Consider the following 15,914-nt stretch of genomic DNA (forward strand, 5'->3'; position numbering starts at 1 on the left):
CAATAGAGTCCTTGCCATGAGCCAGCCGGAATCCGCTGTCGCGGACGCCCAGGCGGGCGGCCGAAGCGGGCAGGAGCCGCTGGCCAAGCTCGCCAAGAGATACGGACTTCGCCGTGCCATCGCGCGGCCGAGGTTCCTTGTCTACGTGCGCCAGCTCTGGGAGCGGCGACACTTCATCCTGACGTACGCGACCTCGCGCAACGTCTCGAAGTACACCAGCTCGGCTCTCGGCCAGCTCTGGCAGGTGCTGACCCCCCTGCTCAACGCCGGCATCTACTACGTGATGTTCGGCCTCATCCTGGGCGGCAAGGGCAACATCCACAACTATCCCGCGTTCCTGCTGACCGGGATGTTCATCTTCACCTACACGCAGCGGACCGTCACCGCGGGCGCCAAGTCGATCACGGGCAACCTCTCGATGATCCGCGCCCTGCACTTCCCCCGGGCGTCCCTCCCCCTGGCCTACACGATCCAGGAGCTGCAGCAGCTCGCCATCTCCATGGGCGTCCTCATGGTCATCGTGGTCATCACCGGCGAGCCCCCCACGCTGTTCTGGCTGATGATGCCGGTGGTGCTGCTCCTGCAGACGCTCTTCAACATCGGCGCGAGCCTGGTGATCGCCCGGTTGGGCGCCTCCATGCGTGACCTCAACCAGTTGCTGCCTTTCATCACGCGCACGTGGCTCTATGCCTCGGGTGTGTTCTTCTCCATCCAGGAGAAGGTCGTGGGCAGCGCCAAGCTCCCCCAGTGGGTCGCCGATGTGATGTATATGAATCCGGCGGCCGCCTTCATCGAGTGGATGCGGGACATCCTCATCGAGAGTCACTCTGCCCCTCCGATGGTGTGGATGTCTTGCGTATTCTGGGCAGTGTTCGCACTCGGTTTCGGCTTCTGGTATTTCTGGCGGGCCGAGGAGAGGTACGGGCGTGGCTGAACTTACCAAGGAGCTGTCACAGGTGAAGGGCGAGAAGCCCGCCGTCCCCGGCAAGGATGTGAGAGTGCATCCAGATCCGGAGCCCCAGGGCAAGCGGCCACTCGACGTCCCCACGGGCACTCCGACCGTCATCGTCGACGATCTCCACATCGTCTACCGCGTCTACGGCGCGGCCTCCGACTCCGAGAAGGGCAACGCGGTCAACGCCCTCACGCGCATCCTCAAGCGCCAGGGCCGCCCGCAGATGAAAGAGGTCCACGCGGTCAAGGGCGTGACCTTCGTGGCCTACCACGGCGACGCCATCGGCATCGTGGGCCGCAACGGCTCGGGCAAGTCCACGCTGCTGCGGGCCATCGCGGGCCTCCTCCCACCGCACAAGGGCGCCGTCTACACCGACGGCCAGCCCTCGCTGCTCGGCGTCAACGCGGCCCTCATGCGCGAGCTCACCGGCGAGCGCAACATCGTGCTCGGCTGTTACGCCATGGGCATGACACCCGCCGAGGTCCGTGAGAAGTACCAGGAGATCGTCGACTTCTCCGGCATCGACGAGTTCGTCCAGCTCCCCATGTCCACCTACTCCTCCGGCATGGGCGCCCGGCTCCGCTTCGCCATCTCCTCGGCCAAGACGCACGACGTCCTCCTCATCGACGAGGCCCTGGCCACGGGCGACCGCGAGTTCCGCAAGAAGAGCGAGGAGCGCATCCGCCAGATCCGCGAGTCCGCCGGCACGGTCTTCCTCGTGGCCCACGACCTCAAGGTCATCGAAGAGACCTGCAACCGCGTCATCTGGCTGCACAAGGGCAAGATCAAGATGGACGGCGACCCGAAGGAAGTCATCGCCGCCTACAACAAGGGCTGACCTCTCTCGCGGCGCGACCGCCGCCGCTCACGGCTCGGAGCCTCCCCCCCGCTCCGGCCCGATGCCCTGCCGGGTTACGGCCACAAACACCGACATCCACGCTTTTCGCTGTTGTGTGCGAAACGCGCGCGACTGCAGTGGCAAATGACTGACAGCGAGCCTGCCGTTCCGATAGGATTCGAACGTCAATTCGATCCGAGGTACGCTGATGGAGTGGGAGCGCGCGATGGTGGAGCTTTCGACCGCGATCGACCACCTGGCCACCGAGGACGTGGCCGAGATTCCCCGGATACAGCTCGCCGAGCAGCTGCTGGAGCTGCACTGGCAGATGGCCAGGCTGCAGGCCCAGATAGCGCGTCGCACCGGCGTCCGCCTGCCCTGAGCCCTCCGACCGGCCCGTAATCCCGACAATCACCCACTCCGCAGACTATGACCCACCGCCCCTCTTGGACGGTTGAGAGCACGCCGTAACGGCGGCCGGCCCCGTGCGGGTCAGCGGGCGTCACCCTGGAGGCGCTCAGCCACGTGCGGCGGGTGGCGCCGCCCGTGCTCCGCCGTACAAGATGGGGATTTCGCCGGCCCCCGGGCAGCGCAAAGAACGGCCCCCACAGCCAGCGCATGAAAAAGCCGCCGACCCCAGATACCGGGGTCGGCGGCGGGCTCGTGCGACGCCGCTGCCCTGCAGTGGCGGCGCGCTGCGCGAGCCAGGGCGTGGGCGCGTCCGCCCAGGCCCGTCATGAGATCTGCCCGCTTGCGCGGGGTCTCGCCACCCACGCGCGCCAGTGCCGTCGGCGCTCGGCACCTGTGAGCGCCCCGCCGGCCTGCCGCGTCGGTGCGAGAACGTCCCCAGTCAGCCCCCTGCCGGCCTGCCGGAGCGCCGGTGTTCCCAGTCAGCCCCCGCCGACCTACCGCACCAGAGTGACGGCACCGGGCCTGCCGGGCGGGAACGGGCGGCACGCGGACCGCCCTTCCAGCACATCGGCACGCGACGCGCCACGTCGCGGCGACGACACCGGACCTGCCGCGCCAGAGCGCCGGCAGCCGTCCGGCCCGGGAAAGGGAACACGCCGTTCAGGGAACAGCTGAAGCGCGCGAACGGGACCGCTTCGCAGCCGGTACGGCCGGTTCATGGGCGTCGGCACCTAGGACGCCCGCGAACCGTCATCCCGGCCCTCGGCGAGCCGCCGCTCTACGGCGCCTCGATCGCGTCTAGTCGCGAATCCAGGAGTCCCGCACCGAGCTCGTCAGCGAGTCGGTGGACCATCCGAGCGCGGTCAGCACGTCACCGTAGGTGCCGGTGGCCTTGGTGCCGTTGGCGGACACGACGCCCGAGGTGTCCTCGACGAGCGGCGTGAGCTCGTCCATGGAGGCGGCCTGCGCGGTGCCGGGCAGCGCCTCGATGACCGGAGCCATCTCGACCGGCGCGACCTGGCCGATCATCGGCGACAGCCGGCCGCTCGCGGCGTGCGGCAGGGCCCGCCGGGCCGCCTCTCCGAGGCCGGCCACGATCGACTCGGCCGACAGGGTCTCGACGCCCTTGCTGGTGCCGCTCATGGTCTTGGCCGTGGCCGCGCTGGTGTTCAGCAGGCTGGATCCGGTGCCCGGCAGCACGCTGTTGTTGTTCAGCTTGTTCATCGCGTCGCCGAAGGACGTGTTGAGCAGGCCCGTCGTCGCGTCGTATGCGCCGCGCAGGGTGTCTCCCTCGCTCACGACCTGGCCGCCGCCCTGCTTGCCGGACTTCACCGAGGTCGCGACGGGCTGTGCCATGCGTGCCGCCCCCGACAGGACGGGCACGGGCAGGGACTCGGTCAGGCCCCCGCCGCCGAGCGAGAACCCGCCGACGATCGGCGACAGCTCCGGCAGCGGACCGCCGAAGTTGGTGACGTCCTCGGCCGCGTTCGGCGTGGTGGAGTACCTCTGCCGGTTCTCTGCTGCGATGTCCCGCTCGACGTCCGTCATCGGACGGCTGGGCTGTGCCGCGGACTTGCCCTGAAGGCCGCCGCCCAGCAGCCCGTTCAGCTGGCCGCCGCCGATCAGCCCGCTCAGCAGGCCGTCGTTGAGCAGGCCGCCGCCCAGCAGGCTGTCGAGCGGGCTGTTGGTGCCGCCCCCGTCGCTCCTGACGCCGTTGTTCCCGACTTCTGCTTGTGCCGGCACGGCCAAAGCCGCCGCCAGGCCGAATACTGTGACGGCGACAGCCGCCTTGACTACTCGATTCATGATTGCCTTCCCGGCTCGTGATCGATCGCTCTCGAATGCGGTGGAAATGCGAATCGATAACCCCCGAAAGCCGTGGCGGGCGCGCTATGGGCACCACACGAAGCGTGCCGTCACGGCTGAGCTACGCCAGCAGTTCTACCACTCGCGGTGATCGGCCGCAGGCGCATGAAAGCCCATGTAGCAGGGGTTTGCAGGCCGGTTACCGAGTAAAGGGAGAGCGTTGAGCGGGGAGACAAAACGGGAAATAGACGGGTCTAGTTTCCGATATTGTGCGCGCTCGGTTCGGCATCACGAGCGCGTCGGTTCGGATCGCGTACGGGGAAGCTTTGGATCGCGTACACGAAAACTTGGAGCGGATCCTGGGAAATTTACGTCCCCGGCGGCCCGTGAACAAAGGGTCGCGAAAACAAATGTCACGGGCCGCGGGGGGCGGTTTTTCGGTCGCGTGGGCGCGGGCGACCGGTCAGACGGGCAGCAGCGCGTCGGCGGGCTCGAACGGGAAACGTTCGGCGAAGGCCGGGCGCAGATCCGTCAGCCAGACCGCCGACGGGTCGTAGCGCGCGAAGAACGGCCGCCCCACGATCGAGGGGTCGCGCGCCTGGATGAAGTGGAGCATGAACACCTGCTCGCCCGCGATCTCGGTGACGCCGTCGACGCACACCTTGCCCGGCGTGGCCGACATCGACGGCCCGCGGACCGTGCGGCAGAGCCCCGAGACGGTCGAGTACGCGTCCCTGAAGACCTCGTACGCGCGCGCCAGCGGCACCGCGAAGTAGTCCTGCGGCCCGGTGTCACGCTCGATGAACATGTAATACGGAATCATCCCCATCCGGTGTTGCCGCCGCCACATGTGCGACCACACGGCCGGGTCGTCGTTGATCGACCTGATCAGCGGCGCCTGGGTCCTGATGGTGGCCCCGCTGCCGAGGATGCGCTTGACCGCCGACTCGACCAGCGGCGACTCCAGCTCGCGCGGGTGCGAGAAGTGCGCCATGAACGCGAGGTTCTTGCCCGCGTTCACCACCTCCTCGAACAGCCCGAGCGTGGCGTCGGCGTCAGGGTCGGTGGTGAAGCGCTGCGGCCAGTAGGCCAGCGCCTTGGTGCCGATCCTGATGGACTCGAGCTGCTCCAGGTCCAACAAAGGCTCGATATATCGCCTGATGACGGACTCACCCATGATCATCGCGTCGCCGCCGGTGATCAGGACGCTGGTGACCTCGGGATGCTGGCGAATGTAGGCCACCATCTGGCCGATGTCGTCGGAGGCGAACTTCAGGTCCGCGTCCCCGACGAACTGCGCCCATCTGAAGCAGTAGGTGCAGTACGCGTGACAGGTCTGCCCCTGCTTGGGGAAGATCAGCGCGGTCTCTTGATACTTGTGCTGCATGCCGGGCACCGGCTCGTCGCCCATCCTCGGGACGTTGAGCTCCTTCTGGCCGGCGGGGTGCGGGTTGAGCTGGGCACGTACCCGGTTCGCCTCCGCCTGGATCTCGACGTTCGGCGCCTCGGCCTTGAGCAGGTCCGCCAGCCGGGCGACGTCGGTCGCGGGAAGCATGTCCTCCTGCGGGAAGACGAGCCGGTAAATCGGGTCGTCGGGTGCGGCCGACCAATCTATGAGTTCATCGACGACGTAGGCGTTGGTCCGGAACGGCAGCACGGTGGCGACGGCGCGGACCTTCAGCCGCTCATCGTCGCCGAGCCCCGCACGCTTCAAGAGCTCGTCGAGGTGCTTGGACGTATACGCCTTGAAGCGCCGCGTGCCAGCTTGGTTCAAGATCACTAGGCCGTTCCCATCTTTTTTGTTCGATCGCGTGTAAACCTCACGACCTTGTCGCGCGTCTACGGTTCTTAATACCCGGACGCTGTCAGGCACGTCAGCGGTTCCGCTGGACTCCAAGTTTTCCTTGAGGTTTGTGGGCACTCGCGACATATCGCGAATAGGCATACACTGATTTATCGTGATCCATGACCCTGACCAGCGGGCCTCAGACGCCGACCGCGACCGCGTGGCCGCGGTCCTGTCAGAGGCCCTCGCCACAGGAAGACTCACCAGCGTCGAGCACGCCGACCGCCTGGACGTCGCCTACGCGGCGAAGACGGTGGGCGAGCTCGTCCCCCTCACCCGGGATCTGCCCGAGGTGTCCGCGTCAAACGTGCCCGCCGCCATCGAGCAGCAGGTCATCGACTCGAAGTTCAGCAAGATCGTCCGCAAGGGGCGGTGGGTGGCCTCCCGCAACACCCGGCTGTCCGCCCGGTTCGGGGCGCTCATCATCGACCTCTCGGACGCGGTGCTGCCCGGCCGCGAGATCACCATCGAGACGAACGCCTGGTTCAGCAAGCTGATCGTGCGCGTTCCCGACAACGCGCACGTGATCGACGAGGGCAGCTCCATGTTCGGCAAGCGCAGCGTGACGGGCGGCTCGCAGGCCGACGGGCCGTTGATCCGGGTCACGGGGGCGTCGAAGTTCTCCAAGGTGATCGTGTCGCGCGGGAAGGACGACTGGAACCTCCACTGAGCCGGCGTCTTGGGAAGCCCGTTTCCCGTTCGCCCGACAACGCCCGTCCTGGCCCGGCAGCGACACCGTCCCGCCGCGGTCCGTCCCACGGGCCCGACGGTCGTACACCGCCCCCTCGTGGACCCGACGGTCGTACACCCGTGCTTTCGTGGACCTGGCGGTCGTAGGCCACGCCTTCGCGTGCCCAGGGATCGCGGCCGGGGCGGTCGCGCGATACCGCCGCAGACGCCGGACCTCGGTGCCGCAAGCCCCGCCCCCGACGCCACAGACGCCTGGACCGGTGCGGCAAGCCCGCCCCAGGCGCCGGAGCCCGGTGCGGCAAGTCCGAAGGGGTCACGGTAGGCGCCGGGGGTGATCCACGCGACCGGGGCGACGGTGTGGGGAGCGGGTGGGGTGGTCGGCGAGACTGGAAGGGGCCCTCGGGGGAACCAACAGGGCCTACCCGCCGGTTAACCTGACACCTGCCTTGCCTACGATGCGGACATACCGAGCCCGCGTTCCGGTCAAGCCGTGGCGGCGGGCTCGATGCCGTACGAGGTGATCATTGTCCGACAGCAGGCCCATCGCGATCGACGCCATGGGCGGCGACCACGCACCCCACGAGATCGTGGCGGGAGCGGTGCATGCCGTGCGGGAGCGCGGCCTGTCCGTCGTGCTCGTCGGCTCGCCCCGCGTGCTCTACGAGGCACTCGCCGACCACGACGCCACCAAAGAGGTGCCGATCGTACGGGCCGAGGAGGCGCTGGCGATGGACGAGGGCGCGCTGGCGAGCCTGCGCCGGCCCCGCTCGAGCATCGCCGTCGCCTGCCATCTCGTACGCCGCGGCGACGCCGCCGCGGTCGTCTCCGCGGGCTCGACGGCGGGCATCGTGGCCACCGGCCGGCTGCGGCTCAAAGGCCAGCAAGGCGTGCTGAGACCGGCCATAGCGGTCCCCATCCCCACCCTCCCCAAGCCCACCGTGCTCATAGACGCGGGCGCCAACGCCGAGGTCAAGCCGGAAATGCTGGTGCAGTTCGCCCAGCTGGGGACGGCCTACGCCGAGCTCGCGTACGGCATCGAGACGCCCCGGGTCGGCCTGCTCACGATCGGCAGCGAGGCCGAGAAGGGCAACAAGCTCGTCAAGCGCGCCCACGAGCTGCTGCTGGCCTCCCCCGGCCTCCGGTTCGAGGGGAACGTCGAGGGACACGACCTGCTGACCGGCAAGGTGGACGTGATCACCACCGACGGGTTCACCGGGAACGTGGCGCTGAAGACCATGGAAGGCGCGGTCCGCTACGCGTTCTCCGAGCTCAGGGCGGCCGTCACCGACAGCAGGCTGGCCAGGCTGGGCGCCGCGATGCAGCGCTCGCGCATCCGCGAGCTGCGCCGCCGCCTCGACCCCGAGGCGTACGGCGGCGCCGTGCTGCTCGGCCTGAACGGCACCGTCGTGATCGCCCACGGCTCGTCCAGGGCCGACGGGATCAGCGCGGCCTGCAAGCTCGCGGCCGACCTGTCCGCGGCCGGAATCGTGGCCCGCATCGGCGACAAGACAGCCGCCACGCCTCGCTCCCACAGATTGTGGTGACGCCGTAGGGTGTGACCGATCCACAGAAACAGGGGGTTATGTGGACCGGCTCTCCACAGTGGCCAACGGACTCACTTCGGCGCAGGTGGTGGGGGCGAAGCCCAACCACGTGCCGCGGCGGTCGAGCAGGTCGCTGAGCGCGATCGTCAGGGCGAACGTCTTCACCCTGTTCAACCTCGTCATCGGCGTGCTCTGGGCACTGGTCCTGATCTTCGGTGAGTGGCAGGACAGCCTGTTCGGCCTGGTCATCGTGGCCAACGTGCTGATCGGCATCGTCCAGGAGCTCCGCGCCAAGCGCACGCTCGACAAGCTCGCGGTGATCAACGAGGCGCCCGTACGGGTCCGGCGGGACGGCGAACAACGGCTGGTCCAGCCCCGCCAGGTGGTCTTAGGCGACCTGATCCTGCTCGGCCCCGGCGACCGCCTGCTGGTGGACGGCGAGGTGATCGAGTCCGACGGCCTGGAGGTTGACGAGTCACTGCTGACCGGCGAGGCCGACCCGGTGCACAAGCAGCCCGGCGACGAGGTCCTGTCAGGCAGCTTCGCCGTGGCGGGCGCGGGCGCGTTCGTGGCCACGCGGGTCGGCACCGACGCGTACGCGGTGAAGCTCGCGGAAGAGGCGAGCAAGTTTCACCTTGCCCACTCCGAGCTGCGCGAGGGCGTGGCGAACTTCATCAAGTACATCACCTGGCTGGTCATCCCGATCGGGGCCCTACTGATCTACAGCCAGCTCAAGCACTCCGCCGACTTCGGCACCGCGATCACCGGCGCGGTCGCGGGCATCGTCACCATGATCCCCGAAGGGCTGGTGCTGATGACCTCGATCGCGTTCGCCGTCGGCGTCGTACGGCTGGGCCGGCGCAAGTGCCTGGTCCAGGAGCTGCCCGCGATCGAGGGCCTGGCCAGGGTGGACGTACTGTGCCTGGACAAGACGGGCACGCTCACCGCCGGCGGCATGGACCTCGACCAGGTGCTGCCCCTGCGCGACGGCCACCCGGTCGAGGACGCGCTGGCCGCCCTGGCCCACCTCGACCACTCGCCGAACGCCACCGCCCAGGCCATCCGGGCCCGCTACCAGAGCGCCCGGGACGGGTGGACGACCGGTGAGACGGTGCCGTTCTCGTCGGCGCGTAAATGGAGCGGGGCCCACTTCGGCGAGCGGGGCGCGTGGGTGCTGGGAGCGCCGGACGTGCTGCTCGACGGCGGGGACGCCTACGACCGGGCCGCCGAGCTGGCCGCCACCGGCGCCCGCGTGCTCGTCCTGGGCCGCGCCCGCACCCTGCCCGCGCCTCAGACTGCCGAGGCGCGCACCGAGCCGGGCAGGACGCCCATCGAGGCTGACAGTACAGGCGTCGAGGCGGATGGCGCGGAGATCGAGGCGGACGGGGCAGGCGTCGAGGCGGACGACGCGGGGATCGAGACGGGAGGGGCGGGCATCGAGGCGGTGGCGCTCGTCACGCTCAAGCAGCGCGTCAGGCCCGACGCCCAGGAAACCCTCCGTTACTTCGCCAAGCAGGGCGTCACGGTCAAGGTCATCTCCGGCGACAACCCCACCGCGGTCTCCGCCATCGCCACCGGCCTCGAGATCCCGGACGCGCACCGTTCGATCGACGCCCGCGACCTCCCCTACGACGACGAGGCCAAGCTGGGCGAGTTGCTCGACTCCCACACCGTGTTCGGCCGCGTCAGCCCCCGGCAGAAGCGGCAGTTCGTCACCGCGCTCCAGGCCAGGGGCCACACCGTGGCCATGACGGGCGACGGCGTCAACGACGTGCTCGCGCTCAAGGACGCCGACCTCGGCATCGCGATGGGCGCCGGCAGCCCCGCCACCAAGGCGGTCGCGCAGGTGGTGCTGCTCGACGACAAGTTCGCCACGCTGCCGCACGTCGTGGGCGAGGGACGGCGCGTGCTGGCCAACATCGAACGCGTCTCCAACCTCTTCCTCACCAAGACCTTCTACGCGATCGTGCTGTCGCTGCTGGTCGGCGTGGCCGGGGTCATGTTCCCGTTCGCGCCCCGCCACTCCACCCTGACGAACGCCCTGACCATCGGCGTCCCCGCGCTCTTCCTCGCGCTCGCGCCCACGTTCGAGCGCTCGAAGCCGGGGTTCGTCCCCAGGGTGCTGCGCTTCGCCGTACCCGCCGGGGTGTTGTGCGCGGCGGCGGTGCTGCTGTCGTTCTGGGCCGCCCACAGCGGCACGTCCACGCTCGTCGAGGATCAGACGTCGGCGGTGATCACGCTCTTCCTCACCACCTGGTGGGTGCTCGTGCTGATCGCCAGACCGCTCAACTGGTGGCGGATCGCGCTGGTCGCCTCGATGGCGGCGGCGTTCGCGATCGGGTTGACGATCCCCTTCGTACGGCACTTCTTCGCCCTCGAACCCGGCGACCTCAGCAACGATCTGACCGCCGTCGGCATCTCGATCGTGGCGGCGGTAATGATAAGCGTCGCTGTCAAGGTCGCCGGTACCCTTAGAACATGACCGACCCGCAGATAATGCTCACCGAGCGCGTCCAGCAGGCGCTGGCCCGCGCGTTCGGCTCCGAGCACGCCGACGCAGATCCGCTGATCCGGCCCTCCCAGTTCGCCGACTTCCAGGCGAACGTCGCGATGAGCCTGGCCAAGCGACTGCGACGGGCGCCGCGGGAGGTCGCCGAGGCAATCAAGACGGAGCTGTCCGACTTCCCCGGCACGATCGAGGTCAGCGGCCCCGGCTTCCTCAACATCACCCTCGACGGCTCGTGGATCGAGTCCGAGGCGACGCGGATGCTGGCCGACCCGCGGCTCGGCGTCGGCACGATCACGCCGTCGCAGACCGTGGTGATCGACTACTCCGCGCCCAACGCGGCCAAGGAGATGCACGTCGGCCACCTGCGCACCACGATCGTGGGCGACTCGCTGGCCCGCCTGCACGAACACCTCGGCAACACCGTGATCAGGCAGAACCACCTGGGCGACTGGGGCACGCCGTTCGGCATGCTCATCGAGCACCTGCTCGAGATCGGCGAGGAGGCCGCGGTCGCGCAGCTGGAGGCCGGCCAGGGCACGGAGTTCTACCAGGCGGCGCGGGCGAAGTTCGACTCCGACGACGACTTCAGGCAGCGCGCCCGGGTGCGGGTGACCACGCTGCAGTCGGGCGACACCGAGACGATGCGGCTGTGGCACGTGTTCATGGAAGCCACCGTCCGCTACTTCAACAAGGTCTACCAGCTGCTCGGCGTGACGCTGACCGATGCCGACCTCGCCGGCGAGAGCATGTACAACCCCATGCTCCAGAAGACGTGCGACGACCTCGAGGCGGCCGGGACGGCGGTGATCAGCGACGGCGCGCTCTGCGTGTTCCCGCCCGGCTTCACCGGCTCCGACGACAAGCCGCTGCCGCTGATCATCAGGAAGAGCGACGGCGGGTACGGCTACGCCACCACCGACATGGCGGCGATCCGCTACCGCGTCCACGACCTGAAGGCCGAGCGCATCCTCTACGTCGTGGGCAACGAGCAGGCGCTGCACTTCCGGATGGTGTTCGCAGGGGCGCGGCTGGCGGGCTGGCTGCCCGACTCGGTCTCGGCCGAGCACGTCCAGATCGGCATGATGCTGGGCAAGGACGGGCGCCGGTTCAAGACCCGCTCCGGCGAGTCCGTCAAGCTCATGGACCTGCTCCAGGAGGCCGTCGACCGGGCCACGGCGGCCATCGCCGACCGGGGCTACGACGAGGCCACCACACAGGAGATCGCGCACGCCGTCGGCATGGGCGCGGTGAAATATGCCGATTTGTCGGTCAGTCACGACAGCGAGTACGTCCTCGACTTCGACCGCATGATCAGCTTCACCGGCAACACCGGCCCCTACATGCAGTACGCCACCGCCCGGATCCGCTCCATCTTCCGCAAGGCGGGGATGGCTCCGGCCGACGCGACGGGCCCCATCGTGCTGGCCGCACCGGCCGAGCGCGCGCTGGGCCTCCAGCTGCTCGGGTTCGGCGAGCTGGTCTCTCAGGTCACCACCGCGTCCGAGCCACACCGGCTGTGCAACTTCCTGTTCCAGACCGCCAGCCTCTTCAGCACGTTCTACGATGAGTGCCCGGTGACCAAGGAAGGCGTCGACCCGGAGACCAGGCAACACCGGCTGGCCCTGTGCAAGCTGGTCCTGGACGTTCTGGAGAAGGGGCTCAACCTACTAGGTGTCCCCGTTCCCGAGCGTATGTAACTGGCAGTTGGCTCAAAGCCCGCAGATCCGCCGTGGGCGCGCCTTCACCTGGTTGGCGCGCCCGAACGGCTAGGCTTTACGCGGTCATGAATTGAGGCCGAAATGGGGGAGTTCTCTGCCTTGAGCACGGACCTTACTGCGAGCCCCCCAGCGGCTACGGAGTTGCATCGCTACGCTGAGGCGCTGCTCGCTCACCTCGCCGCCAAGGGCGCCGCGCCTCCCGCCACACCAGGTTTTCGCGATATACCCGGCTATTGGCTGCCCCCGGCCATCGAAGCGCTGGTCGCCATCCTCGCCGGCGATGACCCGCTGGAGCCGCTGAGCAGGGCCGCCGGGCGCGACCAGCAGCAGACCGCGCTCTTCCTCTGCCTGGCCCTCGCGGTGTCCGGGCAGGGCAGCCGCATCCACGCCTCCTGGCTCGGCACCGCCTTCGGCGAGCTCTCACTCGACCGGCCTGTCTCCCACGGCCAGCGCTCGCTCTGGCTGGCCGCCGCCCGGGGGGCGTACGGCCCCGCCGGCAAGATCTTTGTGCTGCGCAAACTCGACGCCCTGGCCGTCCAGGAACACGCCGACCCGGAGCAATGGGTGCAGGCGCTGGTGCCGGGCGAGCCGTCGGTCGTGGTGCCGCCGTCGCTGGTCGACTTCCCGGAGATGGCCGAAATCCCCGAACTGGCCAGACCCGCCATGGCGGCCGCCCGCCTCGCGAGACTGCGCGGGCGGTGCGCCGAGATCACCTCGACGCGGCAGACCGATCAGGACACCGCCATCTCGCTCGACAACAGCTCGGGCAGCCCGGCCTCCAGCTGGGCGGAGGACGAGCCGCTCGCCATCCTGCGCTTCCTGATCGGCCTCGGCGGCCCGGCCGGCCCGATGGCCTCGCTCAACTCGTACCTGCTCGAAGACCTCCGCCCCGGCTCCGACCCGCACCTGGCGGCGATCGCCCTGCACGTGGCGGGGCCGATCCTGCGCGGCGTGGCCGAGGAGCTCGAAGCCGACAGCCGCCTCGCGCCGCCCACCACGCTCACCGTCGCCCTTCTCGGCCACCGCATCCACCTGCGCCCGGAAGGCCCGGAGGCGTCGTCGCTGGCCGCCGCCGAGGCCGCGCTCGTCGAGGACGGCGTCATGCCCCGCCCCCGTCCGTGGGCGGCCATGGTCCTGATCGTGGCCGGCATCGCCTGCCTCGTCGGGGCGGTCATCTCCAGCCGCCTGTTCGCCGCCGCCGCGGTGGCCATGATCGGCCTGGCCGGCTGGCAGCTCTGGCAGCGCCGCAAGCTCGTCGAAGCCGACGGCCGGTACGTGGCCGCCCAGGTCAGCGAGCTGAAGGAGCTGGCGGAGGGGGCGGTGTGGGCCCTGCACGCGTACGCCAGGGAGGCGGACGAACGCGCCAAGCAGGCCACGGAGGACGCAGCCGAACTGACCCGCCTCATCCGCCGCGGCCCCCGCGCCAGCTGACCCACTCCTCACTCAGTCGGCTCACTCACGGCCACCGGACTGAACGTTACGCTCGTCGGCGCGCGTGAAATGCGGGCCAAACGCTTCCGCTCATCGGCTGCCTGACATATGGGCAGGGCGCTTATGGTTGTCGGCCGCGTGAGAAACCGACAGGACGCTCGCGGTCGTCAACCGCTTGGCGAACGGGCAGGGCGCTTATGATCGTCGGCCGCACGAGATACGGACAGGACGCTTGCGGGTCGTCGGCCGCTTGGCGAACGGACAAGGCGTAAGCGGATGTCGGCCGCTTGGCGATGCGGACAGGACGTTTGCGACCGCCGGTCCACTCGGCCAACGGCCTGGTGACTAACATCCAACAACCCCACACCCCAATGCGCTGGACGCTTACGGCCATCGGAGCACTCGGCCATCGGACCGGACCTCACGGGCGTCGGCCCGCCGCGGCCGCCGAGCGGCCTCTCACAGCCATCGGCCCCATGGTGACCCGACTGGACACTCACGGCCATCAGCCCGTCGGCGAACGAGCGGACCCTTCAAGCCATCGGCCCTATGGTGACCGAACTGGACGCTCACGGCCATCGGATTGGCCCTCAAGGGCATCGGCCCCGCGGCCAACGAGGCGGCCTCTCACAGCCACCGGCCCTATGGTGGCCGGATTGGACACTCACGGGCATCGGGCCCTCGGCAAACGGGGCGGACACTTACGGTAATCGGCTCCGGCGGCCGTCCAGGCGGCGTGATGTGGACGGGTGGCCTGTCAGGAAGCGCACACTGATCAGTGGACCACATCTGGGCTGTTCAGAGGGCCGGTCGTCATCGGGAACCCGCCCAGGGGCCAGCGGACCGCGACTCGCTGACGGTCCGCCTGAACGGCTCAGGTCGGTGGCGCATCGACGATCCGCCTCCTCACCCGGCCACCGGCTCGACCCCGCCGGCGGTCGTGGTCAGCGCAGCCCGCCTCTGCGCGCCGACCACGGCCCAGCGGCCCGGTTACCACACTCAGGTGGTCTCGATCTCCACGTGCGCCGGCGCGAGCAGGAAGACGCGGTCGGCGATGCGCTCGATCCGCCCTTCGCACCCATAGGCCAGCCCGGCGGCGAAGTCAACCATCCTCGTCGCCTCAGGCATAGCCATGCCCGAGACGTCCATGATTACCGTCTGTCCGTCACGGAAGTGCTGGCCGATCAACGGCGCGTCGTTGTACTTGAGCGGCTGGACCATCACGATTCGTGACGAGTCGACGTTCGCGCGCCACCGCCTGGCGGCCCGCTCGGTCGCGGGGACGTACTCGTCCTCGTAGTTCTCGTCGTCGTCATAGCCTTCGTCGTAGTGATCGACCCCGCTCAGGCCAAGGTAGCTCACCACCTTGCGCACTGCCCCCATCGGCTTGTCCTTTCCTCAGGAACTCACCGTAATCGGCACGTCCCTACACATTGGACGGTAACCGACGATTCCGCATTCGCCACGCGACACGCCCAGCCCTAATTCCATTTTGTACAGCTTGCAGCCCGCTTGCATCTGGATATCCGACCACCGCCCGTCAACGGTCACGTGCGCCTCTCCACTCTCGACGCCTTCACCAGCCAAGGTTTTCCAGCCTAATCGCGGGGCGCGCTGCCTGCTGGGCTCTCCGGTTACTCGTGGGCGGATGCAGAGAGTAGCCATCGGGATGAACCACGCAGAGCCCCGCCAATTCGCCCTCGCCGACTCCCTCTCGCCGCCGAAGTCACCCTCTGTGGTCACCCGCCGGGCCGGCATGACGCCAGTCCTCTATTCGACCGTGGTCGCCTGCCGAGCCCGGCCGACGCCCGTCCTCTATTCAACGGAGGCGACGGAGACGACACTCGAATTCGGTGCGGGGTGCAGACCGAGGAGGCGACGGAGACGGCAGGCGAATTCGGTGCGGGGTGCAGACCGATGCACAGTGGGGTGGATGGGCGCAACGGCATACGTATGAGAATGCGGCGCCTGGAGCCGACGCGTCAGGCGCGTGGACACGCGTCCTGAGCCGTCGAGTGCGGGCGGGCAGCCGGCCGTGCGAGGAACGCCCCACAGCTCCCACCACAACCGGCACAGCACACAAAAAAAAGGGGGTCCGACGCCCAAGGCGTCGAACCCCCTCAAAGATTGTCCGGCGGCGACCTACTCTCCCACACCCTCCCGAGT

Annotated in this window: 11 protein-coding genes; 8 read left to right on the forward strand and 3 right to left on the reverse strand. The window is 68.9% G+C overall.

The genetic code is table 11. The annotated features are described in order from the left end of the window. The first annotated feature begins 16 nt into the window (after nt 1-16). The 3 genes from AB0L65_RS60930 (at nt 17) to AB0L65_RS60940 (ending at nt 2,175) form a co-directional block, all read left to right on the forward strand. Nucleotides 17-934: an ABC transporter permease gene (locus AB0L65_RS60930; protein WP_364266563.1), complete on the forward strand. Its 918-nt coding sequence runs from the start codon at nt 17-19 to the stop codon at nt 932-934. Beyond that, nucleotides 927-1,793 (forward strand): ABC transporter ATP-binding protein, encoded by an 867-nt coding sequence (locus AB0L65_RS60935; protein ID WP_350742574.1) that lies wholly within the window; start codon nt 927-929, stop codon nt 1,791-1,793. The genes AB0L65_RS60930 and AB0L65_RS60935 overlap by 8 nt, the downstream gene beginning before the upstream one ends. 208 nt (nt 1,794-2,001) lie before the next feature. Next, nucleotides 2,002-2,175 (forward strand): hypothetical protein, encoded by a 174-nt coding sequence (locus tag AB0L65_RS60940; protein WP_192788369.1) that lies wholly within the window; start codon nt 2,002-2,004, stop codon nt 2,173-2,175. Nucleotides 2,176-3,002: 827 nt separating this feature from the next. Here the strand turns inward: AB0L65_RS60940 and AB0L65_RS60945 are convergent. Further along, nucleotides 3,003-4,010 (reverse strand): hypothetical protein, encoded by a 1,008-nt coding sequence (locus AB0L65_RS60945; RefSeq protein ID WP_364266565.1) that lies wholly within the window; start codon nt 4,008-4,010, stop codon nt 3,003-3,005. A 463-nt stretch (nt 4,011-4,473) separates the two neighbouring features. After that, nucleotides 4,474-5,790, reverse strand: a complete 1,317-nt coding sequence (locus AB0L65_RS60950) for a lysine 2,3-aminomutase (protein WP_364266568.1) — start codon at nt 5,788-5,790, stop codon at nt 4,474-4,476. Between the two features lie 178 nt (nt 5,791-5,968). On the opposite strand from AB0L65_RS60950, the gene AB0L65_RS60955 reads away from it, so the two are divergent. The 5 genes from AB0L65_RS60955 (at nt 5,969) to AB0L65_RS60975 (ending at nt 13,748) form a co-directional block, all read left to right on the forward strand. Continuing rightward, nucleotides 5,969-6,526, forward strand: coding sequence for a DUF1707 domain-containing protein (locus AB0L65_RS60955; protein WP_363985631.1), 558 nt, complete (start codon nt 5,969-5,971; stop codon nt 6,524-6,526). 544 nt (nt 6,527-7,070) lie between these two features. Further along, nucleotides 7,071-8,090: a phosphate acyltransferase PlsX gene (gene plsX / locus AB0L65_RS60960; protein ID WP_364266571.1), complete on the forward strand. Its 1,020-nt coding sequence runs from the start codon at nt 7,071-7,073 to the stop codon at nt 8,088-8,090. A gap of 40 nt (nt 8,091-8,130) precedes the next feature. After that, nucleotides 8,131-10,572, forward strand: a complete 2,442-nt coding sequence (locus AB0L65_RS60965; protein WP_364266574.1) for an HAD-IC family P-type ATPase — start codon at nt 8,131-8,133, stop codon at nt 10,570-10,572. Continuing rightward, a complete protein-coding gene (argS, locus tag AB0L65_RS60970; protein WP_364266577.1) occupies nt 10,569-12,296 on the forward strand; it encodes an arginine--tRNA ligase in 1,728 nt (575 codons plus the stop codon). Before AB0L65_RS60965 ends, argS begins: the two co-directional genes overlap by 4 nt. A 162-nt stretch (nt 12,297-12,458) precedes the next feature. Further along, nucleotides 12,459-13,748 carry a hypothetical protein gene (locus AB0L65_RS60975; protein ID WP_364266580.1) on the forward strand — a complete coding sequence of 430 codons (1,290 nt, stop codon included), beginning with the start codon at nt 12,459-12,461 and terminating at the stop codon, nt 13,746-13,748. A 999-nt stretch (nt 13,749-14,747) separates the two neighbouring features. Here AB0L65_RS60975 and AB0L65_RS60980 read toward each other — a convergent pair. Beyond that, nucleotides 14,748-15,131, reverse strand: coding sequence for a cell division protein SepF (locus AB0L65_RS60980; RefSeq protein ID WP_350742559.1), 384 nt, complete (start codon nt 15,129-15,131; stop codon nt 14,748-14,750). Nucleotides 15,132-15,914 lie beyond the last annotated feature (783 nt).

Source organism: Nonomuraea sp. NPDC052116 (genome assembly GCF_040680035.1).
In the GTDB taxonomy this organism is placed as follows: domain Bacteria; phylum Actinomycetota; class Actinomycetes; order Streptosporangiales; family Streptosporangiaceae; genus Nonomuraea; species Nonomuraea angiospora_A.

What these genes read in the sequence shown, in the direction of transcription:
- argS (WP_364266577.1), top strand. Translation starts at nt 10,569, where the DNA reads ATGACCGACCCGCAGATAATGCTCACCGAGCGCGTCCAGCAGGCGCTG.
- AB0L65_RS60940 (WP_192788369.1), top strand. Translation starts at nt 2,002, where the DNA reads ATGGAGTGGGAGCGCGCGATGGTGGAGCTTTCGACCGCGATCGACCAC.
- AB0L65_RS60945 (WP_364266565.1), bottom strand. Translation starts at nt 4,010, where the DNA reads ATGAATCGAGTAGTCAAGGCGGCTGTCGCCGTCACAGTATTCGGCCTG.
- AB0L65_RS60930 (WP_364266563.1), top strand. Translation starts at nt 17, where the DNA reads ATGAGCCAGCCGGAATCCGCTGTCGCGGACGCCCAGGCGGGCGGCCGA.
- AB0L65_RS60980 (WP_350742559.1), bottom strand. Translation starts at nt 15,131, where the DNA reads ATGGGGGCAGTGCGCAAGGTGGTGAGCTACCTTGGCCTGAGCGGGGTC.